The sequence below is a fragment of the Halorubrum trueperi genome (assembly GCF_042662525.1).
In the GTDB taxonomy this organism is placed as follows: Archaea; Halobacteriota; Halobacteria; order Halobacteriales; family Haloferacaceae; genus Halorubrum; species Halorubrum trueperi.
Genome location: NZ_JBHSXI010000001.1, coordinates 594,657 through 619,392, shown reverse-complemented (window position 1 = coordinate 619,392; position 24,736 = coordinate 594,657). Strand labels below are relative to the sequence as shown.

Here is a 24,736-nt window from a genome sequence, read left to right as displayed (position 1 = left end):
CCTCTCACCCCAGAAGCGATCGGAACGACCGCCGACTGGTGCCGCACCGGTTCCGGTAGTCGCACGCGGAACACCGGTCGTCGCCGACGCGGGCCGGCGGACCGTCGATCGCGCGGACGGCCCGTACCGCCCGCCGGTAGGCCGCCTTCTTCCGCAGCGTGAGTCGAACCGACCGGACGACGCCGACGCTCGGGTACTCGACCAGCGCGCGCGGCACCGCCCGCTCGCGCTCCCACGCGACCGCCTTCGCGGCGGCGACCGCCCTGACCGCCTGCGGCTCCCAAACGCCGTTTTCGGGAGGTTCGCCCGACGAGACGACGGTGGGGACGGGCGGGTCGGTGGTGGCTGGAGAATCGGAACCGTCGCTCTCGCCGGCGAGTACCTTGTGAACCGTTCCGTGGCAGTCCTTTCCAGAGACGAACGCGCGCTCGCGATCGGGGTCAGCGAGCCGGGTGTAATCGTCGCGATCGCGGAGCCGATCGAGGTTCCGGCGGTACGCGGCGGGTGAGCGCCGGATCGGGAGTCGCCGGAGGGTCGCGTCTGGTGCGTCGACGAGCGTGGGGTACCGAAATGCGAGATCGATCCGGGCACGGGCCTCCGACGGAACGCTTCGGTCGTCGTCGCGCCGCGCGTAGTAGAGCTGTCGCGGGCAGTAGGCGGCCCGGGCCACGTCGCTGAAGGGGATCACGGGACGTCTGGCGTCGGTTCGATTGAAAAGAAGTCGGTCGCCGCCTCACCCGAACGGACCCTCACCTCGTCTCACCCGAACGGACCCTTCCCGCCGCCCATCATGTCGCCGAGGCCGCCGCCACCGTCGCCGCCCATCTTCTTCATCATGCGCTGCATGTCGCCCTCGCCCATCCCCTGGAACTGGCTGATCGTCTGTTCCATCATGGAGTGCTGTTCGAGGAGCTGTCGCACCGTCTCCTCGTCGGTGCCCGAGCCGCGGGCGATCCGCTCCGTGCGTGACTGGCCGACGACGCGGGGGTTCGTCAGCTCCTCGTCGGTCATCGAGTCCATGATGCGCTCGAACTTGCGCATCCGGTCCTGGGTGACGTCCATCGCGTCGTCCGGGAGCTGGTCCATCATCCCGCCGCCCATCCCGGGGATCATGTCCATCACCTGGTCGAGTGGGCCCATCCGGTTCATCGCGTCCATCTGCTTTTTCATGTCCTTCAGGGTGAACTCCCCCTGCAGCATGTCCTCGGGGTCCCAGTCCTCGTCCTCCTCCTGGGCCTCCGCCATCGCGCGCTCGACGCGCTCGGAGAGCTGCTTGAGATCGCCCATCCCGAGGAGCCGCGAGATGAACCCGGACGGCTCGAACCGCTCGATGTCCTGGACCGTCTCACCGGTCCCGAGGAAGGCGATGGAGGAGTCGGTCTCGTTGACGGCCGTCAGCGCGCCCCCACCCTTCGCCGTCCCGTCGAGCTTGGTGATCATCACGCCCTCGATGCCGATCGACTTCTCGAACTGGCGCGCCTGGTCCTTCGCTCCCTGACCGATCGCGGCGTCGAGCACCAAGAGGGAGCGGTCGGGGTCGACCGCCGACTCGATCTCCTCGATCTCCGCGATGAGGTCGTCTTCGAGCGCGTGGCGTCCGGCCGTGTCGACGATGTGCACGTCGGCGTCCGCGGTCTCCTCCAGACCCGTCCGGGCGATGTCGACGGGGTCGTCGCTGTCGGGGTCGCCGTAGAAGTCGACCTCCGCGCGCTCGCACATCTGTTTCGCCTGGTCGTACGCGCCGGGACGGAAGGTGTCCGTCTGGATGACCGCGGGGCGGAGGCCCTTCTTCGAGAACCACCACGCCATCTTGGCGGCGGAAGTGGTCTTCCCCGACCCCTGTAACCCTGCGAGCAGAATCGTCTGGTTCTCCAGGGGGAGCTCCGTGGAGTCTCCCACCAGTTCGACCATCTCCTCGTAGACGATCTTGAGGACGTGGTCCTTCGCCGTGGTGCCCCCCGGCGGCTCCTCTTCGAGCGCCCGGGATTTGATCGAATCCGACAGGTCCATCACGAGGGAGACGTCGACGTCGGCGGAGAGGAGCGAGCGCTGGATCTCCTTGACGATCTCCTCGACGTCGCTCTCCGAGAGCCGGCGTTTCCCCTGGAGCTTGTCGAGGCTGCTCCGGAGAGACGTACCGAGGTCGTCGAGTACCATTTGCCGGAGGTAGGCGGGCCACGCGGTAAAGCTTTGTTCGTCGACGGTCGGGAGTCGTCGTCGACGGTTGGGGTCGCCGTCGACAGTCGGGAGTCGTCGTTGTCGACGGTCGGGGTCGCCGTCGACGGTCGGGGCCCGTCCCTCACTCGCACTCGGCGTCGCGGACGAGCCGCGCTCCCGCCGTGTCCGTTCGACAGATCGACGGGTCGTAGCCGGCGTCGGAGAGCCCGGTCCCTATCGCGAAGACGGTGCGGCCGAGCATCGCCATGGCGGCGTCGCCGCCCGCGTCGTCGACCGCCTCGATCGCCGTCGCGACCTCGGGGACGAGGAGGTCGGCGTCGGCCGCGAACTCCCGGGCCTGCGCCATCAACGTCGGGAGTCGCGGGTCCTCGCAGAGCCGGCCGAGGGCACGCTCGCCCGCCGCGGAAAGGGCCGTCGTGTCCCCGCCGAGGACCGCCTCGGTCGACAGTTCCCCGTACGTGACGTACTCGACGCGGGAGTCGGCCGGGATCCCGTCGAGTTCGCCGACGCCCGGGGCACCGGGTTCCAACCGAATCGGGACCCCGCCGCGCGCCTGGGCGACCACGTCGCCGAGCCCGGTTCCGCGGCCGACCTCGGCCTCGTGGGCGATTCGGATCAGCTCGTTCTCGGAGCGCCCGCAGTCGAAGGCGGCGTTCGCGGCGATGGCAGCTCCGAGCGTCGCGGCACCGGAGACGCCGAAACCGGCCCCGATCGGGAGGTCCGTCTCGACCGCGACGGCGACGCCGTCGGCTCCGACGCGTTCGCCGGCGGTCACACCCAACGCCCCGAGCGCGTCCTCGACCGCGCCGATCGTTCCCGGCTCACCGCGGATCGTACGAGGCTCGACAGCGGCTGCGGCGGCTCCGCTCCCGTCCGTCGTCGACACCCGGACCGTGACGCCGTCCGTCAGCGTCAGGCCCGCCCCGCGCGACCCGGCGGCAACCGGCCGATCGTCCGGGTGCGCGCTGAAGAAGGCTGTGACGTGACCGGGAACGAACGCGGTCGCCCGCTGCCTGCTCATGCGCGGTCGGAGGGGTGGCCGTCGATTAACGGTTGTTATCCGCGGCGACGGTCCGGCCGGGGACGTTCCGTGGATCGCGCGCCGCCGCCCGACACCGCAGGCGGTAAATAGCGCCCACTCGAATCCGGAGCGTATGCGAGATCAGTTGCGTCCCGTCCTCGCCGCCGTGCTGGCGATGGCGTTTCCCGGACTCGGCCACCTCGTCTTGCGGCGATGGGGGCGGGCGCTGCTGTGGCACCTGACGATCGTCGGGGGCGGCGTGGCGCTTCTGGCCCTCTACGACGTCCGCGTCGACGAGTCGATCTCCGCGCCCGCCGAGGCCGCGGAGGCCGCCGCCGCGCTCCCGACCGACGTCGCCCTCCCGCTCGCCCTGCTGTACGGGCTGTCCGCGCTCGACGCGTACCTCGTGGGTCGGTCGGACGTCGCCGAGCGTGAGCGTGCCGACGCCACCGCCGAGGCGATCCGCCGCCGCGCCGCGAGCGCGGCCGATGACGCGACCGGTGCGGAATCCCCGGCCGCCGCCGTGACCGGGGAAGACGGCGAAACGCTGCAGGTCGAGTGTCCCGCCTGCGGCAAGGAGACGGACGCAGACCTCGACTTCTGTCACTGGTGCACCGAGCCGCTCCCGTGGGCGGACGAGGAGTGAACGCGAGGCGGATTTCCTTCGGAGCGCTCGGACGTTACGAACGCTCCAGTCGCGACCGAACAGCCGGCGACCGCTCGATGACGGCGTAGTTTCTCATCGATGATAACTGCGGAGGAACTATCATATGTCCTCACGGTGACGCCCGTGTACGGACGCAACCGACGGACGGAACATGAGTCTGAATCCACGGAGATACGACGTGCGAGAGCTGCGCCGGATCGCGGATACACCGCGGGAAAGCGCCGACGGAGCGCCTCGGGAGCGGTCGCTTCGTCAGCCGGATCGGAACCGAGCGGAGCAGGCCGCCCGCTCGGCCGCGTTCACCGAACTGCTCCAGCGTCAGCGAGGGCTGCGGCTGTCCGGTGGCGACGATCGAACGCCCTCCGGCGATCGAACGCCCTCCGGCGACGAGGCGGGCGATCGTCCGTACGTGACGGCGATCCCCGCTTCGCCGGAGGCGGAGCACGAGATCGGCGAGTGGCTCGGTTACCTCGTCGACGTCGGCGGCTGCCTGCGGAGCCGCGACGCACTGGCCTACTACGCCGAAATCGGTTGGATCGCCCCGGACGCGGTCGACGCGCTGACGCGTCGCCTGGAGGGGTTCGACGGCCCGCGTTACGATCGGCCGTTCACCCCCGCGGACCACCGGATCAGCCTCGTCTCCATCGTCCGGATCGCTTCGTGTGCGGGTGACTCGTGAGCGACGACGAATCATGAGCGACGACGACTCCACGGATATCAACGAGGCGGACGAATCGGCAGCTGTCGGCGTGAAACTCGGCAGCACCCGGACGGTGTTCGACATCTCTGACGGACGGGGCGGCCGTGAGCGGCACTTGACGCTGACGTGTCTGGCGACCTACGAGGACGCCATCACAGGAGACGAGCGGGTGCTGTTCGGTCGCGAGGCCGCTATCGAGTACCCCGACGCGGTGCGATTCATCCTCCGATCGGGGCTCCCCGAGGACGACGAGAGCGTCGCCGACGCCGAGCGCTTCTTCGAGGCGATCGTGGACGCCCACGACGTGTCCGCGGAGAGCGCGGTCGTCTACGCGGTCCCCACCATTGATAACGAAGCGGGCGTCGAGAATCTCAAGTCGGTGATCGAGGGCTCGTCGATCGGGCGGGGCGAGACGCGGTGCTACCCCGAATCGCTGTGCGGGGCGCTCCCCGCCTACGGCGACGGGCTCGACGCGATCGGCGAGGTGTTCGTCTCGGTCAACATGGGCTCGACGACGCTCGAAGCCTGCGCGTACCGCCGCGGTGAGCAGCTCTCGCCGTTCTCGACCGGCTCGGTGACGGGAAACGAGGTCGACCGTTGGATCGTCGCGGCCATCGAGGAGGAGAGTCAGGACCGCGTCCACGTCGACCGGACGACCGCCCGGGAGTACAAAGAGAAGCACGCAGACGTGGACGATTTCGAGCCGTTCGCGGACGTGGTCCAACAGCCCGGCGGCGGAAGCCACGAGTTCACCGTCGACCGCGGCGTTCGGGAGCCGATCGACCGCTACATCGACGACGCGGTCGACGCCGTCGCCAACGAGTTCCTTCCCGCGCTCGCGAACGATTACACGAAGCCCTATCAGCTCGCGCTCGGCCGGCCGATCGCCGTCACCGGTGGAATGGCTTGCATCCCCGGGCTCACCGAGGAGTTCGAAGCTCGGCTGAGCGCCGAACTCGACCGCGACGTCGAGGTCGTCTCTCCCGACGACCCCGCGACCGCCGCGGCCGAGGGAGCCGCTCGGATCGCCGAGCGCCTGATCTGAGCCGCCGCTCGGTCACTTTTGCGGTTCTCACATCGACCGGCCGCTCCGCGTCAAAGATCTGTTGGGGCGGCTTCGGCGACAGCTACGGCAGATGAAACGCTCCGACTCGCCTGATCAGTCCGAGAACAGCGGTGAGCGATATCGAAAGTGGTGTCGCAGACCGCAATCGGCGAGGCGGTATATAAAAACCCGAGCGTCACAGCGACAATTGCTTATAAATTAACGAACGGTGCGGTGGCGTGCCTCCGAGCGCTCACTTTGAAGCGAGCGCGAGGAGCCCGCGAGGTCGCCGGCGGCTGGGACGTCGGAGGTGTCCACCGCGCTCGCAACGATTTATAAACAGTCGCCGGCAACACCGTTCATTCACTTATTAACCATCACTCCGATCGCACGCGACGCGTACTCTCGCCATCAATCAGGCGACAATCGTCGCCGGGCGACAGATTATCGCTCGTCGATCGGGACGAACTCCGCGTCCACGGGACCGGTGTAGCGCGCCCGCGGGCGGATGAGTCGGTTGTCCTCCTGGTACTCGACGACGTGAGCGATCCAGCCGCCGGCGCGGCTCATCGCGAAGATCGGCGTGTACATGTCGACCGGGATCCCCATCGAGTCGTAGACGGAGCCAGAATAGAAGTCGACGTTCGGGGCGATCCCCTTCTCTAAGAGCCCCTGATCGGTGAGGTACTGCTCGATCGCGGTGGTGTAGTCCAGCCACTTCGTGTTGCCGGAGGACTCCGCGAGATCGCGGAGCTTCTCCTCGAGGATCCTCGCGCGCGGGTCCTTCACCTTGTACACGCGGTGGCCGAACCCGGGAATCCGCCGGCCGGCGGCTCTCGCGTCTTTCACCCATTCGACGGGGTCCTTCTCGGATTCGTCGACTTCGTAGAGCACTTCCATCACGTCCTGGTTCGCGCCACCGTGGAGCGACCCGGAAAGCGCACCGATGCCGCCGGTGACGCCGGAGTAGACGTCGGCCATGGTGGAGCCGATCACCATCGCCGTGAACGTCGAGGCGTTGAGCCCGTGGTCGGCGTGGAGCGTGAGCGCCATGTCGAACGTCTCCTCGCTGACGGCGTCGGGCTCGGTACCGGTGAGCATGTAGAGGAAGTTGCCGGCGTGCGAAAGGTCTGGGTCCGGGGCGATCGGCTCCGCTCCCTGACGCGCACGCTCGAAGGCGGCGAGGATCGTCGGAATCTTCGCCGTGATCCGGCGACCCTGCCGGAGCGACGTCTCGGTGACCTCCTCGTCAGGATCGTCTCCGGCGTCGGGATCGTACGCCGAGAGCATCGAGGTCGCCGTCCGGAGCGCGGCCATCGGGCGTTCGTCCGCGTCGGCGAGCGCCCGGACGACGTCGAGCACGCCGTCGTCGACCGTCCGTTCGGCGGCGAGCTCCGCGGCGAACGCATCGAGCTCCTCCCGCGTCGGCAGCGAGCCGTACCAGAGGAGGTACAGCACCTCCTCGTAGCTCGCGCCGCGCGCGAGGTCCTCGATGTCGTACCCACGGTACACGAGCTTGCCGACCTCCCCGTCGACGTAACTCAGATCCGACTCCGCGACGAGGACGCCTTCGAGCCCGCGCTTTAACTCGTCTGACATGGAGGGGAGTTCCGACCACCACCAAAAAAGCGTTATCTTTCAGGAGGGATACGTTACGACGATCGACGAACATCATGAAGTCGAACGACGGGCCACCGTCCGGCGATCGCGCTCATCGAATCGCGTTAGCGCGCCGGAACGACCGTCACCGTCCGCTTCCGATCGATCGCGTCCTCCAGCTCTTCGGCGATCGCGGAGCCGCGGGACACCTGCACCTCGCCGCCGCGGCCGACGGTGGCGGTAAAGAGGTACTCGCCGTCCGCACGCACCTCGACGGTCTCGCCGACGCCTCCGTCGACGTCGATGACGACGTGTCGCGACGTGATCTCGGGCCGGACGACCGTGCCGCGCTCCTCGCCGACCTGTCCACCCCGACCGTCGCCCTGTCCGTTCCCGCCGCGCTCGGAGTGTCCCCCCGATCCGGCCGCCGCTCCCGAGCCGTCGCCCCCGCGACCGTCCGGCTTCTCGGAGTGCGTGCGGACATCGATCTCGATCCCGAGCCGGTTCTCGATATCGTTTATCCGGCCGCCGCCCTTCCCGATGACGGTGCCGATGTCGCCCTCGGAGACGTACACGATCGCCGTGTCGTTCCCCTCGAGCTCGACGTCGACGTGGCCGTGCGCGACCGAGCGGATCTCCCGTTCGATCTCCTGTTTCGCGATCCGGCCGACGCCTGTCTCGGACTCGCTTTCGCCGCCCTCGTCGTCGAGCGGCACCGTGACGACCTGCCGGTTGAACGTGTAGATCTCGTACTCCGGCCGTCCCGTCTCGAAGTTCGACACCTGGATGACCGGGCGCGCGAGGTCCTCGGCGGTGAGCCCTGCGGGAACCTTCACCTCGGTCGTCACGTCGTAGACGGTGTGAACTTCGCCGGCCTCGATGTAGACGACCGTGTCGACGATCTGCGGGATCATCCCGAGTTCGACGCGGCCGACGAGCCGCTGGAGCGCGTCGATGGCGCGGGAGGCGTGAACGACGCCGACCATCCCGACGCCGGCCATCCGCATGTCGGAGAACACCTCGAAGTCGTTCGTCTTGCGGACCTCGTCGTAGATTGTGTAGTCGGGCCGAACCAAAAGCAGCGAGTCAGCCGTGTTCTCCATCTCGCCGCCGAGCGCGCCGTACTGCGTGATCTCCGGCCCGACTTGGAGGTCGCGCGGCTTCTCCATCGTCTTGACCGCGTAGTCGTTGTCGTTGAGGAACTCCGCGACCGCCTGTGCGAACGTCGACTTCCCGGCCCCGGGCGATCCGGAGATGAGCACGCCGCGTTTCCGCTCTTTGAACCGCTCGCGGAGCTCGTCGGCGAACTCGTAGTCGTCGAGCGTCGTCTTCGCGATGGGACGGACGGCCGTGATCTCGATCCCGTCTGCGAAGGGGGGACGCGCCACCGCGATCCGGTAATTGCGGAACTGGACGATGTCCATGCCGTCGTCGGAGAGCTCGATGAACCCCTCGTTCGACTGGCGCGCGAGGTCGACGATTGCGGTCGCCCACTCCCGCATCTGCGCCTCGTCGGTCAGGTCCTCGTCGATGACGACGTACCGCATCTCGCCGAGGCTTCCGCGTTTCGCCTTCGGCTTGGTCCCCGTCTTGAGGTGGACCGACATCGTCTCGTCGGTGAAGAAGTGCTGGATCGGCAGCTCGTCGACGACGCCGCGAGCGACCGGCTCCACGTACTCGACGGCGAGCCCCTTCGCGCGGGCGACCTCGGCCTGCACGATGTCGCTGGAGAGAAGCGTCGCGTCGTGGTCGGCGGCGAGGTCACGGATCAACGCGTCGACGTCGCCTTCGTGGGCGTGCGACCGGGCGTCGCCGTCGGCGCGCTCGCCGACGTACCGCAGCTCGATCGTCCCCTCGTCGGCGTAGTCTGCGAGCCGCTTGAGCTCGCTCAGCCCATCCCACCCCGATTCGAGACCGTCGTTCGCCTGCGACTCCAGTTCGCCGACGACGGCCTCGGGGACGAGCACCGTCACCTCCTCGTAGGTCCCGTCCGTGACGCGTTCGGACACGCGGCCGTCGACGACCGCACTGGTGTCCGGTACTACGTTCATACGGTCGATCCGAGCGGGAACCGTATAAGGGTGTTCGACCGGATGGCCGGACCTCAGTCGGTTCGGCGGGACCCGTCGTCGTCGCGGTCGAGCGCATCTCCGCCATCGATCACGCTCGGCCCATCGTCACCGATCGCCCCCGGCCCATCGTCGCCGATCGCCCCCGGCCCATCGTCACCGATCGCCCCCGGCCCATCGTCACCGCCGTCGCCACCGACGACGTCGGTGACGGTGTCGACGACCCCGAACTCGCGCCGTTCGTACGCCACGACGACTCGGTGGGCGGCGACGTAGCTGATCCCGGCGGCAACGACCGCGAGGATCAGGTTGCCGAGAACGAGCCGACCGACGATGGCCGGCCCCGCCGACAGCGACACCGACGACGGGGTCACGCCGGGGACTGGTCCGAGGATCGTCGTCCCGAGCGCGAAGCTGGTGCCGTATACGCCCCACTTCACGACCGGGTTGAAGACGATCACGGACGCGAACAGGGCGATGCGGTTGATCCGGCTGAACAGCCACGCGAGCACGACGAACGCGATCAACCCCGTCCCGAGGGTGGGCAGCATCGTGATGAACACGCCGAGCGAGAAACTCCCCGCGGTCTCCCGCGAACTGTACTCCTCGGTGAAGGACCGGTGAAGCTCGGCCTTCGCACGGGCGAGCACTCCCCTCGCCCGGCGCAGAATCATTACCCACGGTACACCCTCCGTCGGAAAGTAGCTGTCGCCGACGAGGCGGACCGCTTTCGATCGCAGGAGGGACGAGACGCCGTAGTCCGCGCGCGCTCGGTCGGTCTCCGATCCGTTCGGTCGGTCGCCGACCTAATCGTCAGCGGGTGCCGCGGCGTCGCGTTCCGCCTTCAGCCGTCGGGCGTATTCGACGAAGTTATCGAACACGGCCTTTACCTCGCAAGTCTCGGCATGCGCCTCCGGGGTTATTTCATCGAGCACGGCGTCGACGCGGGCGTCACCGATGCGCTCCCGCTTCCCGCCGGTCACCTCACGGGCCGTTTCGACGTCGTACTCGGGGTGGAACTGGACGCCCCAGCAGTGACCGTCCCGGAACGCGTGGACGCCGTGCTCGTTCTCTGCGAGCAGCGTCGCATTCGGCGGGAGGTCGACGACGGCGTCACCGTGCGTCGTGAAGGCGGTGAACTCCTCGCTCACGTCCGCGAACAGTTCGTCGTCGTCGCGCCGACGGATCGCGTTGTACCCGATCTCGAAGCTGTCCATGCCGGCGACGCGTCCGCCGAGCGCCTCCGCGAGCACCTGGTGGCCGTAGCAAACGCCGAGGATCGGGACGCCGGCGTCGGCGGCGTCGGCGACGTAGTCGACGAGCGGCGGGATCCACGCCTCGTCCCAGTAGACGGACGAGCGGGAGCCGGTGACGACGACGCCGTCGAAGTCGGCGTGTTCCGGGAGGTGACCGTCGCTGGCGTCGAACTCAGCGAGGTCGGCGTCGAGCTCCCGACGGAAGTTCCGCCGGGTGTTTCCGCCGTCGTGGGCGGCGTTCAACAGTGCGAACCGAAGCCGTGTCATTAACCGATCCGAGGCGCGACGGGACCAAAACGGTTGCGACGACGCGAAGCGCTACCGGCGTCTCGGACCGCGGACGTTCGGCGGTGAGTCGGAATCAGTTCCGATCACCCCACCGCTTCCAACCGCCTCACCTCTCCCAGCCGCCTCACCGCTCCCGACCGACCGTTGTCGCTCAGTCGGAGAACGGGTCGGCGGCGTGTTCGGCGAGCCACCCGCTGATCGCGTCGTTGACCGCGGCGGACGTCTCTACCCCGACGAGGTGTCTCGCACCCTCGATCGCGTGCGGCTCGCCGCGAGGGATCCCCGCCGCAAGCGTCTCGGCGGCCGACCGCGGACACGTCGCGTCGCCGGTCCCGTAGACGACGAGCGTCGGCGTCGTGATCTCGTACAGCCTGTCCGACAGGTCGAATCCCTCGACGGCCGCGCGGTGGGCCTCGAACGTCTCGCGGTCGGCGTCCTCGCCGAGTCGCCACTCGACGATCCGCGTGATCGCGTCGGGGTGTCGCTCGCGAAACGACTCGGAGAGCAGTCCGTTCAGCGACCCTCGCACGGCGTCCGAGGACGCCGGATCGGCCCACACGCCGTCGGGATTGTAGCCGTCGCCCGAGGGCGGGGTACCGAGGACCGTCAGACTCGCCGGACGGGACGACGCGAGAGCGAGCGCGAGCGTGACCATTCCGCCGAGGCCGTAGCCGACGAGGTGAGCGTTCCGGATCCCCTCGGCGGCGCAGACGGCCTCGACGTCGCTCGCCAGCTCCTCGACCGCGTACGGCCCCGGCGGGGCGTCGGAGCGACCGACGCCGCGGGTCTCCGGGGTGATCACGGTGTACGGCCCCGCGAGGGCGGCGTGTTGCCAGCCGAACTGCCACGCGCCGAGTCCGACGTCGCCGCAGAACACGACCGCCTCGTCGGGACCCCCGGCGTCGGGGGCGTCGACCTCGTACCGGATCGAGACGCCGGCGTTGTTCGCGTGCGGCATGGAACGCTCTCGGGGAGGCCCTCAGGCCTCTTGGAGACTGCGAAGGACGTCCGGGGCCGCTGCGAGCGCGTCGTCGAGCGCGTCGACGTCCGGCCCGCCGCCCTGCGCGAAGTCCGGCGGTCCGCCGCCACCGCCGCCGACGCGGGAGGCGAGCTCCGAGACCACCTGACCTGCGTTGACGCCGACGCCGTCGGGGACGCCGACGACGAAGCTCGCGGAGTCGTCCGCGCCGCTCCCCACGACCGCTATCTTTCCGTCGTCGACGTGGGCGTTCGCGGTCGCGCGCAGCTCGTCGGCGTCGCCGTCCAGTCGCTGGATCACGGCCGTCGTCCCACCGACGTCGACCTCCTCGGCGTCGGCTCCACCGGAGGCTCGCGCCGCCGCGAGCTCCTTTTTGAGCGACTCGATCTCCTTGCCGCGCCCCTTCCACTCCTCGAAGAACCGGTCGGCCGTGTCGGGGACGTCGAGCGGGTCGACGTCGAGGGCGTCCGCGGCGTCGTACAGCGCGTCCTCCGTCCGCTGGGTCGCCTCGATCGCCGCGCCGCCCGCCGCGAAGACGATCCGCTCGACGCCGTCCTGGACCGGCTCCGTTTTCAGTACCTTCACCGCGCCGATCGAGCCGGTTCGGTCGACGTGGGTTCCGGCGCATGCCTGCACGTCGGCGTCGCCCACGTGGATCAAGCGAATGTTCGTTCCCGGCGGGACGCCGCCCTGATACAGGTCGAACCCGTGTTCGGCCTCCGCCTCGTTGCGGTCGGGCCACTCCTGGCGAACCGGCACGTTCTCGCGGACGAGTTCGTTGGCGACGCGCTCGATCTGCTTGACCTGCTCGCGGGAGATCCGATCGTAGTGACGGACGTCGAGCCGGGAGGAGTCGATCCCCTTCTGTGCGCCCGCCTGCCGGACGTGGTCGCCGAGCACCTCTCGGGCGGCGTGGCCTATCAGGTGGGTCGCCGTGTGGTGTGCGCGGAGCCGATCTCGGCGGTCGCCGTCGACCTGACCGCGGACGAATTCTCCCTTTCCGGGCTCGGCGTCCGTTCGGTGGAGGACGACCCCGTCCCGCTCCTGGACATCGACCACGTCGACTGTCGTCTCGCCGGCGGTGAGCTGGCCCCTGTCCGCGGGCTGTCCGCCGCCCTCCGGGTAGAACATCGTCTGGTCGAGAACGACGTCGTACCCGTCCTCGCGCTCGAACACGTCGAGGACGACCGCCTCGAACTCCGTTCGTCCCTGGTCGTCGTAGAACAGCTTCTCCGTCTCGGGGAGATCTCCGAACCGGTCGTCGCGATCGCTCGCGTCGTCGTCACCGTCGACCTCCTCGTGGCGATCGGCGACGAGCGCGTAGAAATCGTCCGGGACGTCGACGGCCGCGCCGCGCTCGTCGGCGATGTCGGCGACCATGTCCGGTTGGATCCCGTGAGAGTCGTACAGCTCCAGGAGGGCTTCGGTCGGGATCGGTTCACCAGTGCCGGCGTACTCGTCCGCGAGCGACTCCACCTTACGGGAGCCGCGTTCGAGCGTCTTCCGGTACTTCCGTTCCTCGGTGCGGACGATTTCGCGGATCGTGTCCCGGTTCTCGTAGCCGAGCCGATCGGCCTGCATGTCGACGAGTTCATCGAGCGGGGCGTCGACGTCGACCTCGTCGACGAGCCGCTTCATCCGACGGAGCACCATCCGCGCGAGGTAGCCGGTTCCGACGTTCGAGGGAACGATCCCGTCCCCGAACATGTACGCGAGCGTCCGCGAGTGATCGGCGATCGCGTAGATCGCTTCCAGCGGTTCGACCAGCTCGCGGAGGCGCTCGACGCCGACATCGAGGCGGTCGGCGATCTCGCCGCGGGCGGCTTCAACGTCGTCGACGTCGTCGATGTCGAGCCGACCCGAGAGCTTCGCGGCGCGATGGACGAGCTTCCGCTCGGCCTCGGTGTGTTCGATCCCCGCGTTCTCCTTCAGGAACTCGATCGCGTCGGGGTAGACGGCCTCGTACACCGTCGCGGTGCCCTGGCTCATCCACGTCCAGCGTTCGAGCCCGTACCCGGTGTCGACGATGTAGGTGTCCATGAAGGAGTACGTGTGACCGTCCTTCATCTCGTAGTCGCCCTCCGGGTCCCGCTCCATGCACATGAAGACGAGCGTCGCCAGCTCGGCACCCTTGTAGATGACCTCGATGGCGGGGCCGGCGTTCCCCCCGCCGACCCACGGGTCCTCGATGTAGGTGATCTCCTCCAGATCCGCGCCGAGGCTCTCGAACAGCTCGTCGCAGTACTCGACGGTCTCGTCTTTCCAGTACACCTCGCCGTGGTAGGCGTACTCGTCCTCATCGACATCCTCGCGCGTGTTGAACGCGTGGTGGGCCATCATCTCGAAAGCCATCGTATGTCGGCCAGTCTTGCCGACGTTGTCGATGTCCTGCATCCGGATGCAGGGTTGGGAGATGGTGAGTGGATTCGCCGGCGGCGGGGTCTGTCCCGACGTGACGAGCGGCTGGAAGTCGTAGATCGACGCCTGGGTCAGGAGCACGTCGTCGCGCCAGCGGTTCGCCGCGACCGGGTACGGGTCGATCCGCTCGTGATCGTGGTCCTCGAAAAAGGAGAGGAACGCCTCCCGCATCTCCGAAAGCGAATGTGGTTCCGGAAAGCCCGGGTCGTCGATGAAGCTGTAGTCCGCACACGGCGGCTCGCCGCAGAGGTCGCGGTCGCCGTCGCGGGTCCAGAAGTGAGCGCCACAGGAGGAACACTCCTTCCGTTCGAACCCCTCTTCCTCGAAGTAGTCGAGCCGGTACTCCGCTTCGAGATCGCTCATTACAGTCACGTGGCCCGTGTTGGTCCAAAAGGGTTCCGGGGTGTCTTCCGCCGGTTCGAGACGGGATCGCATCCCGGATCCGGACGCGTCACGCCGTGGGCTCGCGGCCGTCTCAGCGGCGAAACCGAGCGCACCGGCAGGAAAAATTTATGCACGCTGCGGGGAAAGGTGACGGTATAGTGAACACCGTGTCGAGCGAGGAGGTCCTCGTCCTCGCCGACGATCCGAACGCCGTGGCCGCGATTCCGGACTCGCTGAACGCACGAGTCGTTTCGCCCGACGACGCAGAGGGTACCCTCGACGGCGGCGAGGGCCACCCGGATGGTAATGAAGGACACTCAGATGGTGATGAAGGTCACTCAGATGGTGATGAAGGCCACCCAGATGGTGATGAGGATCGCCACGACGGCGGCGTGTGGGTCGTCGTCGATACGGCCGGGATCGATCGGCTCCGCGAGTGCCGCGGGGGCGGGCCGACCGTGGCGTTCGTCGACGACCCCACGGGGACCGTGGCGACCGATCCCGCCGTGGACGCGGTCGCGACGACGCCCGTCGACCTCGAATCGACGGTCCGCTGGCTCGCCGCCCGCGAGGAACCCGTCCCCGTCAGCGACGATCCGCCACGGACGACGTCGCGACTCGAACGACTCAACGAGGGCGCGGCGCGGCTGGCGTCGGTCAGGTCAGCAGAAGCGGCCCACCGCGCCGTCATCTCCGTCGTCGACGAGGTGTTTCCGGCGTCGTCTTGCGTAATCGGCGTCCGCGACGGTGCGCGGATCGAGCCGGTAGCGGCCTCCGCAGACGTTGCCGTGGAGGACTGCGACGAAATTCGGACGGACGGAAACCGCGACGCGCACATCATCTGTTCCGTGGGCGACGATACCGTCTTCCGGCTCGTCCCGACGGACGAGGGCGGGTTCGACGCCACGGACCGCCGGCTGGCGGAGCTCTTGGCCTCGCACGTCGAGGAAACGCTCGATCGGATTCGGGTCGACGAGACGCTCCGGACCGAGCGCGACCACCTCCTCGCGCTGTTCTCGAACGTCCCCGATCCGGCGATCGCGTACGACTACGTCGACGGCGAACCGATCGTGCATCGCGTCAACGACGCGTTCGAGGAGACGTTCGGCTACGACGCGGAGACCGTCGTCGGAGCCTCCGTGGACGACTACATCCTCCCGCCGAACGAGGAGGCGGAATCGGAAGCTACGGAGCTCAACGACCGGCTGCAGCGCGGGGAGAACGTCCGTAGAGAGGTGACGCGAGCGACAAACGACGGGCTTCGTCACTTCATCCTCCACGTCGTCCCAATCTGGCTCGACGTGGAGAACGTCTCGGGATACGCGATCTACACGGACGTGACGGAGCGGCGGGAGCGCGAGTCGACGCTCCGTCGCCAGAACGAGCGGCTCGACGAGTTCGCGAGTATCGTGTCACACGACCTCCGGAACCCACTCTCGGTCGCCGAGGGCTACGTCGAACTCGCGAAGGGAACGGACGATCCGTCGCACCTCGATGCGGCGGCGGACGCGCTCGACCGCATGGACGAACTGGTCGGCGACCTGCTCTCGCTGGCCCGCCAGGGGCGTGCGGTCGGCGAGACCGAACACGTCTCGGTGGAGGCGCTCGCGAGGGACGCGTGGGAGAACGTCGACACGGGAGGGGCCGAGCTGATCGTCGAGGACGACGTGACCCTCGACGCGAGCCCGACGCGAACCCGGGAGCTATTGGAGAACGTGTTTCGCAACAGCGCGGAGCACGGCCGTCAGGCATCCGACTCCGACGGGCCTCCTGCCGCCCCGGACTCGCTCACCGTTCGGGTGGGGGCGACGACGTTTCGCGGCGGCGACGTCGACGGAACGCCGGACGGATTCTTCGTCGAGGACGACGGCAGCGGACTTCCGCAGGGGGAGACAGACCGGATCTTCGAAAGCGGCTTCACCACGGACGAGAGCGGAACCGGCCTCGGCCTCGCGATCAGCGAGCGAATCGCCGAGGCCCACGGCTGGGAGATCCGCGCGCTCGCCGGTGAGTCGGGCGGTGCGCGCTTCGAGTTCCGCACCGGCTGACGCCGCGGTTCCGTTCGGTTTCCCGGACGCACGGTCGAGGCGGGTCCGAAACGACCTTACGCTGTGCGCACGGCTCTCCGATATATGGTCGAGAACGTCGTCTATCCCGCGTACTTCGACGCCGACCGTTCGCGGTCGGACGGACGCCGCGTCCCGACGGACCTCGCGGTCGAGGACCCCACAGTCGACGAGATCGCGAAGGCGGTCCAGCAGGTCGGCTACGACGCGGTGATCGAACGCGACACCACTTACTCCCGAGAGTTCGAACCGCGAGGATCGGTGATCGTGCGAGGAACCGAAGACACCGCCAAAAACGACCTCGTGCAGGCGATCGCCGCCTACCTCGGGGCCATTCGAGAGTGACGATGCGGCGCGTCGGTACCGTCGTCCGCACCGCCGGCGGACTCGCGATCGCGCGTGCGGAGGCCGGCGAGGACCCGCCGCGTATCGGGTCGTCGGTCGTCGACGAGTCGCTCTCGACAGTCGGGCGCGTCGTCGACGTGTTCGGTCCCGTCGACCACCCGTACGTCGCCGTGACCCCCGGGAGCGGCGTCGGACTCCCGTCGCTCGTCGGCGGAAAACTGTACGCGCGCTGACGGTCACTCTCCGATCGGCGCGTCTCCCTCCACCACGTCGAAGTCGTCGAGCGTCTTCGTCGAGCGGACGAGCCGCTCGGAGATGAACAATTTCTCCGTCCGTTCCAGCCGCTCCCAGTCGAGTTCGACCGGGGGCGACTCCTCGAACGCTCGGAACTGTCGGAACACCGCCTCGTTGACGAACCGCTCGAACGAGTCGCAGTTCGGACACGTCACCGAGAGGTGCGACGTGTCGAACTCCCGACTCGCGGTGTGTTCGAGACAGTTCAGACAGCGGTACGTCCGTGTTCGGCTCATAGACGAATCCACGGGACGACCGGGGGAATACTCATGGATACCGGCGGAACGGAACGTCGATCTCGATCGATTCTGGGAGTAGGAATCTCAGTGCGTTGGAGTGGACATTTATAAGTGAACGAGTGGTGTTGCCGGCGGCTGTTTATATAGCGTTGCTGGTGCGGTGAACTGCTGTGTTTCTGGCAGCAATTTATTGATCGTTGACAGCGCGGTGAACACCTTCAAAGCCCCAACCGTGAGGAGCGCGCACGCTCGCTGCGTTCCTCAGTCGCTCACTCCGTTCGCTCCTTTCGGTACTTACATCGCCTGCGCGCTCCTCACAGCTGCCCCTTTGAGTCCCACCCACACAGCTCCGTAACCGCACCTCATACCTCCCCAGCCTCGCCGCTCGCGCCTTTATAAGGCGCTCGCGGCGTCCCTTGCGGGAGGTTCGCGGCCTGGCGGCCGCTCACCGGCGCGCCACCGCTCAGTATCGAGTCGTTCATGTATAAGCAGCCGTCGCTGTCGCGCTCACTCTTTTAAATACCACGTCGCCGGCGGCGGTCTGCGATTCCTACTCCCGCAATCGTTCACTACTCGTCCTGTAGTGACGGCACCCAGGGCAGAAAATGGCTTTTGATGGAGTCAAGAGAGCCAAAAAAACCGATGTCGCGTCGCGTTGATCAGAACAGCGCCGACGCCGCCGCCTCGGCCGTCTCGATGACCGGACCGAAGCCGGGCAACAGGAGCACCGTCGCGACCGCCGCGAACACGACCGCGGCGTACAGCGCCGTCGGCCGCACGTCGATCGCGTCCAGCGCGCTCGACGACGCGGGATCGTCGATGAACAGTGCCTTCACGACCCTGCTGTAGTAGTACAGCGAGATCACGCTGTTGAGTGCGCCGAGCCCCGCGAGCCAGAGGAAGCCGTTGTCGATGGCTCCCATGAACAGGAAGTACTTCGAGAAGGACCCGGCGAACGGGGGGAGCCCCGCGAGCGAGAACATGAACACAGCCATCGCGGTGGACGCGACGGGCGCGCGGCGGGCGAGCCCGGCGTAGTCCTCGAAGGTTCGACCGACGCCCCACCGCTCCGCCATGGCGACGAAGAGGAACGCGCCGGTGTTCATGAACCCGTAGACGAGCAGGTGCGCCATCGCAGCGCCCATCACCGCGCCGTTACCGCTCCCGTCGGCCGAGAGCGCGGCGAGGCCGATGAGCGCGTAGCCCGCGTGACCGATCGAGGAGTACGCGAGCATCCGCTTGACCTCCTCTTGGACCGCCGCCGCGAAGTTGCCGAGCGTCATCGTCACGGCCGCGAGAATCCCGAACGCGAGGACCCAGTTGATGTCGGCCGCGAGCGACGCGCCGATCGGGAACGCCTCGGTGAACAGGCGGAACGCGACAACGAAGCCGGCTGCCTTCGACGCCGACGAGAGGAACGCGCTCACCGGTGCTGGCGCGCCTTCGTACGCCTCCGGTGCCCAGAAGTGGAACGGAACGGAGGCCGTCTTGAACGCGACGCCGCCGACGATCATCACGATACCGAGCCCGGCGACGCCCGCGAGCCCGTCGAGCGAGCCCATCGCGTCGGCGACGTCGCTCAGGATGAGCGACCCCGTCGCCGCGTACACGAGTGAGATGCCGAACAGGAAGATCGCCGATGAGAGCGCCCCGATGAGGAAGTACTTCAGCCCCGCCTCGACGCTGCCGCGGTTCTTCTTCAGGAACGCGACGAGCACGTACGACGGCAGCGACACCATCTCCAGGGAGATGAAGACCACCGCCAGCGAGTTCGCGACAGCGAGCAGCGCCATCCCGGTCGCCGCGAACAGCACCAGAGAGTAGAACGGCGCGGGGTTGGGGTGGTCGTGGAAGTAGTCGTGCGCGGCGACGACGACGAGCGCAGTCACCGACGCGAAGATCGCGGTGAAAAACAGCGCCAGCGTGTCCACTTTGATCGCGTCGGCGAACAGCGTGATCGCGCCGCCCGTGTCGGGGCTCCCGGTCCCGGACGCGACGAACCAAGTCGTTGCCGCGAGCGCGGCCAGCGAGCCGAGCGTGCTGACGACCGCCATCGAGGTGTTCGACCGACCGTCGGGACGCACCGTATCGACGAGCAGCAGCGCGAGACCGGTGAACGCTAGCAGGAACACCGACAGCAGCGCCGCGACGGTGGGAAGCGCGTTATCCATCGACGCTCACCCCCTCGACCACGGGAACGGCAGCGTCACGGATCATCTCGAAGAAGATGTCGGGCGCGACGCCGAGCACGATGATCGCCACCAGAAGCACCGCGAGCGGAGCGACGTCGTGGAACGGTGCTGGACCGACGTCGTAGTCGGTTTCGAGTTCGAACGGTCCGAACAGCGTGCTCTGCATCGCCGACAGCAGATAGCCGGCGACGATGACGATGCCGAACATGGCGAGCGCGGTGAACACCGGCGCATACGGGAGCGTCGGGGCGGACAGCGATCCCACGAAGATGAAAAACTCGCCGGCGAAGCCGGCCATCAGGGGAAGTCCCATGTAACCGAACGCGCCGGCGACGAGGATGCCGACGGTGATCGGCATCCGGTCGGCCATACCGGCCATATCGCCGACCATCCGGGTGTGCGTCGCGTTGTACACGACGCCAACGGCCATGAACATCAGTCCCGAGATGAGCCCGTGGGCGACCATCTGGAAGGTCGCTCCGCCGACACCGTACTCGGTGAACACGACGAGTCCGAGGATGACGTACCCCATCGACGAGACGGAGGAGTACGCGACGATCCGCTTGAGATCCTTCTGTGCCAGTGCCAACATCGCGCCGTAGATGACGCTGATGACGGCGATGGCGGCGATCGGTATCGCGAGCGCGGACGCCTGATCGGGGAGCATCGTGAAGTTGAACCGGAGTAGTGCGTACGTCCCCATCTTCAGGAGGACGCCGGCCAGAAGCACCGACACCGGCGTCGGTGCCTCGACGTGGGCGTCGGGCAACCACGTGTGGACCGGGACGATCGGGACCTTCACCGCGAACCCGGCGAACATCGCGAGGAACGCGACCATCGCGATCCGATCGGGCGAGATGCCGAACCACGTGCCGAGGTCGCCCGCCGCGATCGCCTGGGTGATCTCCGGGAGCGCGAACGAGCTCACGGAATCGCCGAGCGCGAACGTCAGCGACATGAAGCCAATGAACATCACCAGCGACGCCGCGTTCGTGTACACGAAGAACTTGATCGCGGCGTACTTCCGGCGCGGACCGCCCCAGACGCCGATGAGGAAGTACATCGGGACGAGGACGGCCTCCCAGAAGACGAACCAGAGGAAGAAATCGAGCGCGGTGAACACGCCGAGGAGATTCGCTTCCATGAACAGCATGAGCCCGTAGAACTGACTCTGCCGGTCGTCGATCGGCGTCCACGCGCTGACGATCGCCAGCGGAACGAGGAACGTCGTGAGCACGACGAGCGGGAGGCTGATCCCGTCCAGTCCGACGAACCACGAGACGGAGCGACCGCCGACTTCGAGCCACTCCATCTGGGTCTGGTAGGCGATGTCGCCGCCCGTGAGGGCGTTTCCGGAGCCGTCGAATCCGGACCAGAGGGACAGCGACCCGACGAAGGGGATCAGGCTAAGCGCGAACGCGAGGCGTCCGGCCCACTCGTTCGGTGAGAGCAGGACGACGAGCGCGCTCACGAAGGTGAACCCGATGAGCGCTTCGAGTATCACAGGAACCACCCTCCGGTCACGCCGAGCACCAGTATCAGTGCGACGAGTCCCAAGGTGAGCAGCGCGGCGTACTGCGAGACGACGCCGCTCTGTAGCCGCCGAACGCGGCTTCCGCCGAACAGACTCACCGAGGAGACGCCGTTGACGACGCCGTCGATGATGCCCTGATCGAAGGTGTCCGCAGCGCCGGCGACGTCCTCGGTGCGATACGCGAGCCAGACCTGCAGTTCGTCCATGTAGTAGTTGTTGTACAGCACGTCTTTGATCCCGCCGAGCTTCGCCGTGTGCTCCGTCGGCGACGGAACGTTGTAGAGCCGCCAGGCCACGAGGAGTCCGGTCAGCGCCAAGCCGAGCGAGACGGCCGCGCCGGCGAGCACCGTACCGACCTCGCCGCCGACCAGGTACTCGCTACTGTACGGTCCCAGGTCTGCGTAGTGGTGCGAGGAGAGTCCTTCAACGCCACCCCATTCGTTATCGAGCCAGCGATGAAGAATGTCTATCCCCTCGATCCCGAGGACCTTCTGGACCGGCACCATGTTGATGACGCCGGTGACGACCGCGAGCGAGCCGAGCACCGTCAGCGGCCCCTTCACGTTCCAGCGAACGGGTTCGGGGTCGCGTGCAGTGTCGCTCCGCGGCTCGCCGTGGAAGGTCAAAAAGACCATCCGGAACGTGTAGAAGGCGGTGACGGGGACCGCGAGCAGTCCCATTAGGTAGCCGCCGAAAAGCAGCGGTTCGCCGGGCGCGTGGATGAGCGCCTCGTAGAGGATCTCGTCTTTCGACCAGAACCCGGCGAACGGGAAGATTCCGGCGAGCGCGAGCGATCCGGCCAGGAACGTGTAGTACGTGACCGGCATCTTCGCTTTCAGTCCGCCCATGTCCCACATGTCCTCGTTGTGGTGCATCGCGATGATGACCGCACCGGCACCGAGGAACAGCAGGGCCTTGAAGAAGGCGTGGGTGGTCAGGTGGAACACCGCGGCCACGTACCCGCCCGCACCGAGCGCGAGCATCATGTATCCGTACTGCGAGATGGTGGAGTACGCAAGCACCTGCTTCAGCTCGTCTTTTACGACCCCCATCGTCGCCGCGAACAGTGCGGTGAAGCCGCCGATGAAGGCGATGACCGCGAGCGTTGTCGGAGTCAGCGCGTAGAAGCCGTACATTCGCGCGACGAGGTAGACGCCGGCCGCTACCATCGTCGCTGCGTGGATCAGCGCGGAGACCGGCGTCGGACCCTCCATCGCGTCGGGAAGCCACGTGTGCAGCGGGAACTGCGCCGATTTTCCGACGACCCCGCCGAGCACGAGCAGGCCGACGACCGTGAGCCACGTCTGGAGTTCGAGCCCGCCGGGAATCCACGCCGCCGACCCGGATCCGTTAAGCGCCGCATCCGCGAGCGCGGGGAACGATCCCTCACCGGCGAACTGCGCGGTGCCGAACGTCGCGAGCACGGCGACGACGCCCACGAGGAAGAAGTAGTCCCCGAATCGCGTGACGAGGAACGCCTTCTTCGCCGCCGACGGCGGCCCCGGCTCCCGGAAGTGAAAGCCGATGAGCAGGTACGAGCAGAGCCCGACCAGCTCGAAGAACATGAACGCCATCAGCAGGTTGTCGGCGACGACGAATCCGAGCATCGAGGCCGTGAAGAGCCCGAGCCCCGCGTAGTAGCGCGGCAGGCCCGTCTCGCCCTCGTCGTTCATGTAGCCGAGCGAGAACACGTGCACGAGCAGCGCCACGAGCGTCACGATGACGAGCATGAGCGCCGATAGCGGGTCGATCAAAATACCGAAGGACAGTTCGACGTCCGTCGGACCGATTCCGCCCGCGCTCGCCCACGTGTAGAGCGTGCGGTTCGCCGCTCCTCCACCCGCCACCGTCGCGAGCACCCACAGCGAGAGCAGGAACGATCCCGCCGTCGCCGCGATGCCGCCGAAGGCACCTCCCTTCGGAAGGTGCTTGCCGACACCGAGGGCGATCAGGAACGAGAAGAACGGGAGGAGAACGATCGCCGGAACGTATGAGAATACGTCTATCATGTTACCACCTCATCTCCGTCGGAACGGTCACGTCTGTAACCCCGAAGTTGCGGTACAGCACGAGGATGATGCCGATCCCGATCGCGACCTCCGCGGCGGCCAGCGCGATGACGAACAACGCGAACACCTGACCGGTGAGGTCGCCGTAGTACAGCGCGAACGCGACGAAGTTGATGTTCGCCGCGTTCATCATGAGTTCGACGCTCATGAGGAAATACAGCGCGTCACGGCGCGTGAGAACGCCGAATAAGCCGATACAGAACACGCCCGTGGCGAGCAGCAGATACCACTGCGGCGGGATCGAGGACGCGACGGCGGTCACTACCGCTCACCTCCGTCGCGGCCGCCGTCGGTGAACGCCTCGCCCACCGCGGCGACGATCGAACCGTCCTTCTCGCGTTTCGCCAGGTAAACGGCACCGTCGACGGCGACGTCGAGGGCGACCGCGGCGATCAGGAAGGCCGCCAGGAACCCCTCCGCGGGGATCGTCGCGATCTCGTACTCGCCGAGGTTGAACAGGGCGTACCCGACGTTGTGAACGATGGACGCGTCCGCGGGGAACCCCGACGCGGACCCGAACTCGGCCGAGAGGGCCGTCAGGGCCATCACGCCGAACAGGATTCCGACCGTGAGAGCCGGTACGAGCCGCCCTCGACTTCCGGTGCGTTCGTCGCTCATACGCTATTCACCTCCGTTTCCGTGTCCGATCGCGTGAGCATCACGGCGAACGTGACCAAGATCAGAACCCCGCCCACGTAGACGAGGATCTGCATGGCGGCGATGAACTCCGCCCGTAACATCACGTAGTGCACCGCGACGCTCGTCAGGGCACCGCCCAGAAGCAACGCGGCGTGGAACACGTCGCGCGCTAGGACGACCCCGAGGCCGAACGCCAGCGTGACCGCGGCGAACAGCCCGAACGCGATGGTAGCATAAGCCATTGTGTGTGTCTCCTATGAGAGTCCCTTTGAAGATTTCGAGACGCGCCCGTTACTGGTAGTCGACCTCGCCGTCTCCCTCCCCGATCCACGCGCCGCGATCGGGGTTCCGGGACTCCAGCGGGTCGATTCCCTTGTACCACGGGACGTTCTTGAGCTGTTCTTTGTTGTACACGAAGTCGTCTTTCGTGTCCGCGGTGAACTCGAAGTTCTGCGTCAGTAGAATCGCGTCGACAGGGCAGACCTCCTCACAGAGCCGGCAGTAGATACACTGCCCGATGTGGAGGTTGTACTGCTCGCCGTTGCGCTGGTCGTCCTGAACGATCTGTATCGTGTCGTTCGGACAGACGTTCTCGCACTGACGGCACCAGATACACCGCTCTTGACTGAACTTGTGGACGCCGCGGAAGCGCGGGCTCACTTCGGGCGCGTCCTCCGGATATTCCACCGTGAACGTCGTCCCGTCGAGCGCGTGCTTCATCGTCGTCGCCATGGATTTCATGAGTCCGATCATG

General features: G+C 67.2%; 23 protein-coding genes. 6 read left to right on the top strand and 17 right to left on the bottom strand.

All coding sequences use genetic code 11. From position 1 onward, the window contains the following. Positions 1–4 precede the first annotated feature (4 nt). The 3 genes from ACFQEY_RS03155 to ACFQEY_RS03145 all read right to left on the bottom strand — a co-directional run bounded on the left by ACFQEY_RS03155 (position 5) and on the right by ACFQEY_RS03145 (position 3,199). Complete coding sequence (locus ACFQEY_RS03155; RefSeq protein WP_379764702.1) at positions 5–688, bottom strand: CRISPR-associated protein Cas4; 684 nt, start codon at positions 686–688, stop codon at positions 5–7. A 71-nt stretch (positions 689–759) separates the two neighbouring features. Continuing rightward, positions 760–2,157 (bottom strand): signal recognition particle protein Srp54, encoded by a 1,398-nt coding sequence (locus tag ACFQEY_RS03150; protein ID WP_379764700.1) that lies wholly within the window; start codon positions 2,155–2,157, stop codon positions 760–762. Between the two features lie 142 nt (positions 2,158–2,299). Beyond that, complete coding sequence (locus ACFQEY_RS03145; protein WP_379764698.1) at positions 2,300–3,199, bottom strand: pantoate kinase; 900 nt, start codon at positions 3,197–3,199, stop codon at positions 2,300–2,302. A 133-nt stretch (positions 3,200–3,332) separates the two neighbouring features. Here ACFQEY_RS03145 and ACFQEY_RS03140 point away from each other — a divergent pair, with 133 nt between their 5' ends. The 3 genes from ACFQEY_RS03140 to ACFQEY_RS03130 all read left to right on the top strand — a co-directional run bounded on the left by ACFQEY_RS03140 (position 3,333) and on the right by ACFQEY_RS03130 (position 5,611). After that, positions 3,333–3,845: a DUF7575 domain-containing protein gene (locus ACFQEY_RS03140; protein ID WP_379764696.1), complete on the top strand. Its 513-nt coding sequence runs from the start codon at positions 3,333–3,335 to the stop codon at positions 3,843–3,845. A gap of 172 nt (positions 3,846–4,017) precedes the next feature. Next, complete coding sequence (locus ACFQEY_RS03135; RefSeq protein WP_379764694.1) at positions 4,018–4,545, top strand: FlaD/FlaE family flagellar protein; 528 nt, start codon at positions 4,018–4,020, stop codon at positions 4,543–4,545. 13 nt (positions 4,546–4,558) lie between these two features. Then, the gene (locus ACFQEY_RS03130; protein ID WP_379764692.1) at positions 4,559–5,611 is read left to right on the top strand and encodes a hypothetical protein; all 1,053 of its coding nucleotides are present in this window, start codon (positions 4,559–4,561) and stop codon (positions 5,609–5,611) included. A gap of 444 nt (positions 5,612–6,055) precedes the next feature. On the opposite strand, the gene citZ is transcribed toward ACFQEY_RS03130, so the two are convergent. The 6 genes from citZ to alaS form a co-directional block, all read right to left on the bottom strand. Beyond that, positions 6,056–7,210, bottom strand: coding sequence for a citrate synthase (gene citZ, locus ACFQEY_RS03125; RefSeq protein ID WP_379764690.1), 1,155 nt, complete (start codon positions 7,208–7,210; stop codon positions 6,056–6,058). Between the two features lie 125 nt (positions 7,211–7,335). Beyond that, the gene (locus tag ACFQEY_RS03120) at positions 7,336–9,261 is read right to left on the bottom strand and encodes a PINc/VapC family ATPase (protein ID WP_379764688.1); all 1,926 of its coding nucleotides are present in this window, start codon (positions 9,259–9,261) and stop codon (positions 7,336–7,338) included. Between the two features lie 53 nt (positions 9,262–9,314). Then, positions 9,315–9,953, bottom strand: coding sequence for a DUF2062 domain-containing protein (locus ACFQEY_RS03115; RefSeq protein WP_379764686.1), 639 nt, complete (start codon positions 9,951–9,953; stop codon positions 9,315–9,317). A gap of 132 nt (positions 9,954–10,085) precedes the next feature. Beyond that, positions 10,086–10,802 carry a type 1 glutamine amidotransferase gene (locus tag ACFQEY_RS03110; protein WP_379764684.1) on the bottom strand — a complete coding sequence of 239 codons (717 nt, stop codon included), beginning with the start codon at positions 10,800–10,802 and terminating at the stop codon, positions 10,086–10,088. Positions 10,803–10,974: 172 nt separating this feature from the next. Then, entirely contained in the window at positions 10,975–11,781 is an 807-nt protein-coding gene (locus tag ACFQEY_RS03105) for an alpha/beta fold hydrolase (protein ID WP_379764682.1), read from the bottom strand. 21 nt (positions 11,782–11,802) lie between these two features. Further along, positions 11,803–14,583 carry an alanine--tRNA ligase gene (gene alaS / locus ACFQEY_RS03100; RefSeq protein ID WP_379764680.1) on the bottom strand — a complete coding sequence of 927 codons (2,781 nt, stop codon included), beginning with the start codon at positions 14,581–14,583 and terminating at the stop codon, positions 11,803–11,805. Between the two features lie 179 nt (positions 14,584–14,762). On the opposite strand from alaS, the gene ACFQEY_RS03095 reads away from it, so the two are divergent. The 3 genes from ACFQEY_RS03095 (at position 14,763) to ACFQEY_RS03085 (ending at position 17,248) form a co-directional block, all read left to right on the top strand. Next, positions 14,763–16,652 (top strand): PAS domain-containing sensor histidine kinase, encoded by a 1,890-nt coding sequence (locus tag ACFQEY_RS03095; RefSeq protein WP_379764678.1) that lies wholly within the window; start codon positions 14,763–14,765, stop codon positions 16,650–16,652. An 84-nt stretch (positions 16,653–16,736) separates the two neighbouring features. After that, positions 16,737–17,015, top strand: coding sequence for a signal recognition particle subunit SRP19 (gene srp19, locus ACFQEY_RS03090; RefSeq protein WP_379764676.1), 279 nt, complete (start codon positions 16,737–16,739; stop codon positions 17,013–17,015). Between the two features lie 2 nt (positions 17,016–17,017). Then, positions 17,018–17,248, top strand: coding sequence for an H/ACA ribonucleoprotein complex subunit GAR1 (locus tag ACFQEY_RS03085; protein WP_379764675.1), 231 nt, complete (start codon positions 17,018–17,020; stop codon positions 17,246–17,248). A 3-nt stretch (positions 17,249–17,251) separates the two neighbouring features. On the opposite strand, the gene ACFQEY_RS03080 is transcribed toward ACFQEY_RS03085, so the two are convergent. The 8 genes from ACFQEY_RS03080 to ACFQEY_RS03045 form a co-directional block, all read right to left on the bottom strand. After that, a complete protein-coding gene (locus ACFQEY_RS03080) occupies positions 17,252–17,545 on the bottom strand; it encodes a hypothetical protein (protein WP_379764674.1) in 294 nt (97 codons plus the stop codon). 662 nt (positions 17,546–18,207) lie between these two features. Then, positions 18,208–19,719 carry an NADH-quinone oxidoreductase subunit N gene (locus ACFQEY_RS03075; protein WP_379764673.1) on the bottom strand — a complete coding sequence of 504 codons (1,512 nt, stop codon included), beginning with the start codon at positions 19,717–19,719 and terminating at the stop codon, positions 18,208–18,210. After that, complete coding sequence (locus ACFQEY_RS03070) at positions 19,712–21,244, bottom strand: complex I subunit 4 family protein (RefSeq protein ID WP_379764671.1); 1,533 nt, start codon at positions 21,242–21,244, stop codon at positions 19,712–19,714. The genes ACFQEY_RS03075 and ACFQEY_RS03070 overlap by 8 nt, the downstream gene beginning before the upstream one ends. After that, positions 21,241–23,283 carry an NADH-quinone oxidoreductase subunit L gene (gene nuoL / locus ACFQEY_RS03065; RefSeq protein ID WP_379764669.1) on the bottom strand — a complete coding sequence of 681 codons (2,043 nt, stop codon included), beginning with the start codon at positions 23,281–23,283 and terminating at the stop codon, positions 21,241–21,243. Before nuoL ends, ACFQEY_RS03070 begins: the two co-directional genes overlap by 4 nt. A gap of 1 nt (position 23,284) precedes the next feature. Next, positions 23,285–23,605, bottom strand: a complete 321-nt coding sequence (gene nuoK, locus ACFQEY_RS03060; protein ID WP_127116930.1) for an NADH-quinone oxidoreductase subunit NuoK — start codon at positions 23,603–23,605, stop codon at positions 23,285–23,287. Continuing rightward, on the bottom strand, positions 23,605–23,961 hold the full coding sequence (locus tag ACFQEY_RS03055; RefSeq protein ID WP_379764666.1) for a hypothetical protein: 357 nt from the start codon (positions 23,959–23,961) through the stop codon (positions 23,605–23,607). The genes nuoK and ACFQEY_RS03055 overlap by 1 nt, the downstream gene beginning before the upstream one ends. Next, the gene (locus ACFQEY_RS03050; RefSeq protein ID WP_379764664.1) at positions 23,958–24,224 is read right to left on the bottom strand and encodes an NADH-quinone oxidoreductase subunit J; all 267 of its coding nucleotides are present in this window, start codon (positions 24,222–24,224) and stop codon (positions 23,958–23,960) included. Before ACFQEY_RS03050 ends, ACFQEY_RS03055 begins: the two co-directional genes overlap by 4 nt. A gap of 49 nt (positions 24,225–24,273) precedes the next feature. Then, positions 24,274–24,735 (bottom strand): NuoI/complex I 23 kDa subunit family protein, encoded by a 462-nt coding sequence (locus ACFQEY_RS03045; RefSeq protein ID WP_379764662.1) that lies wholly within the window; start codon positions 24,733–24,735, stop codon positions 24,274–24,276. Position 24,736 lies beyond the last annotated feature (1 nt).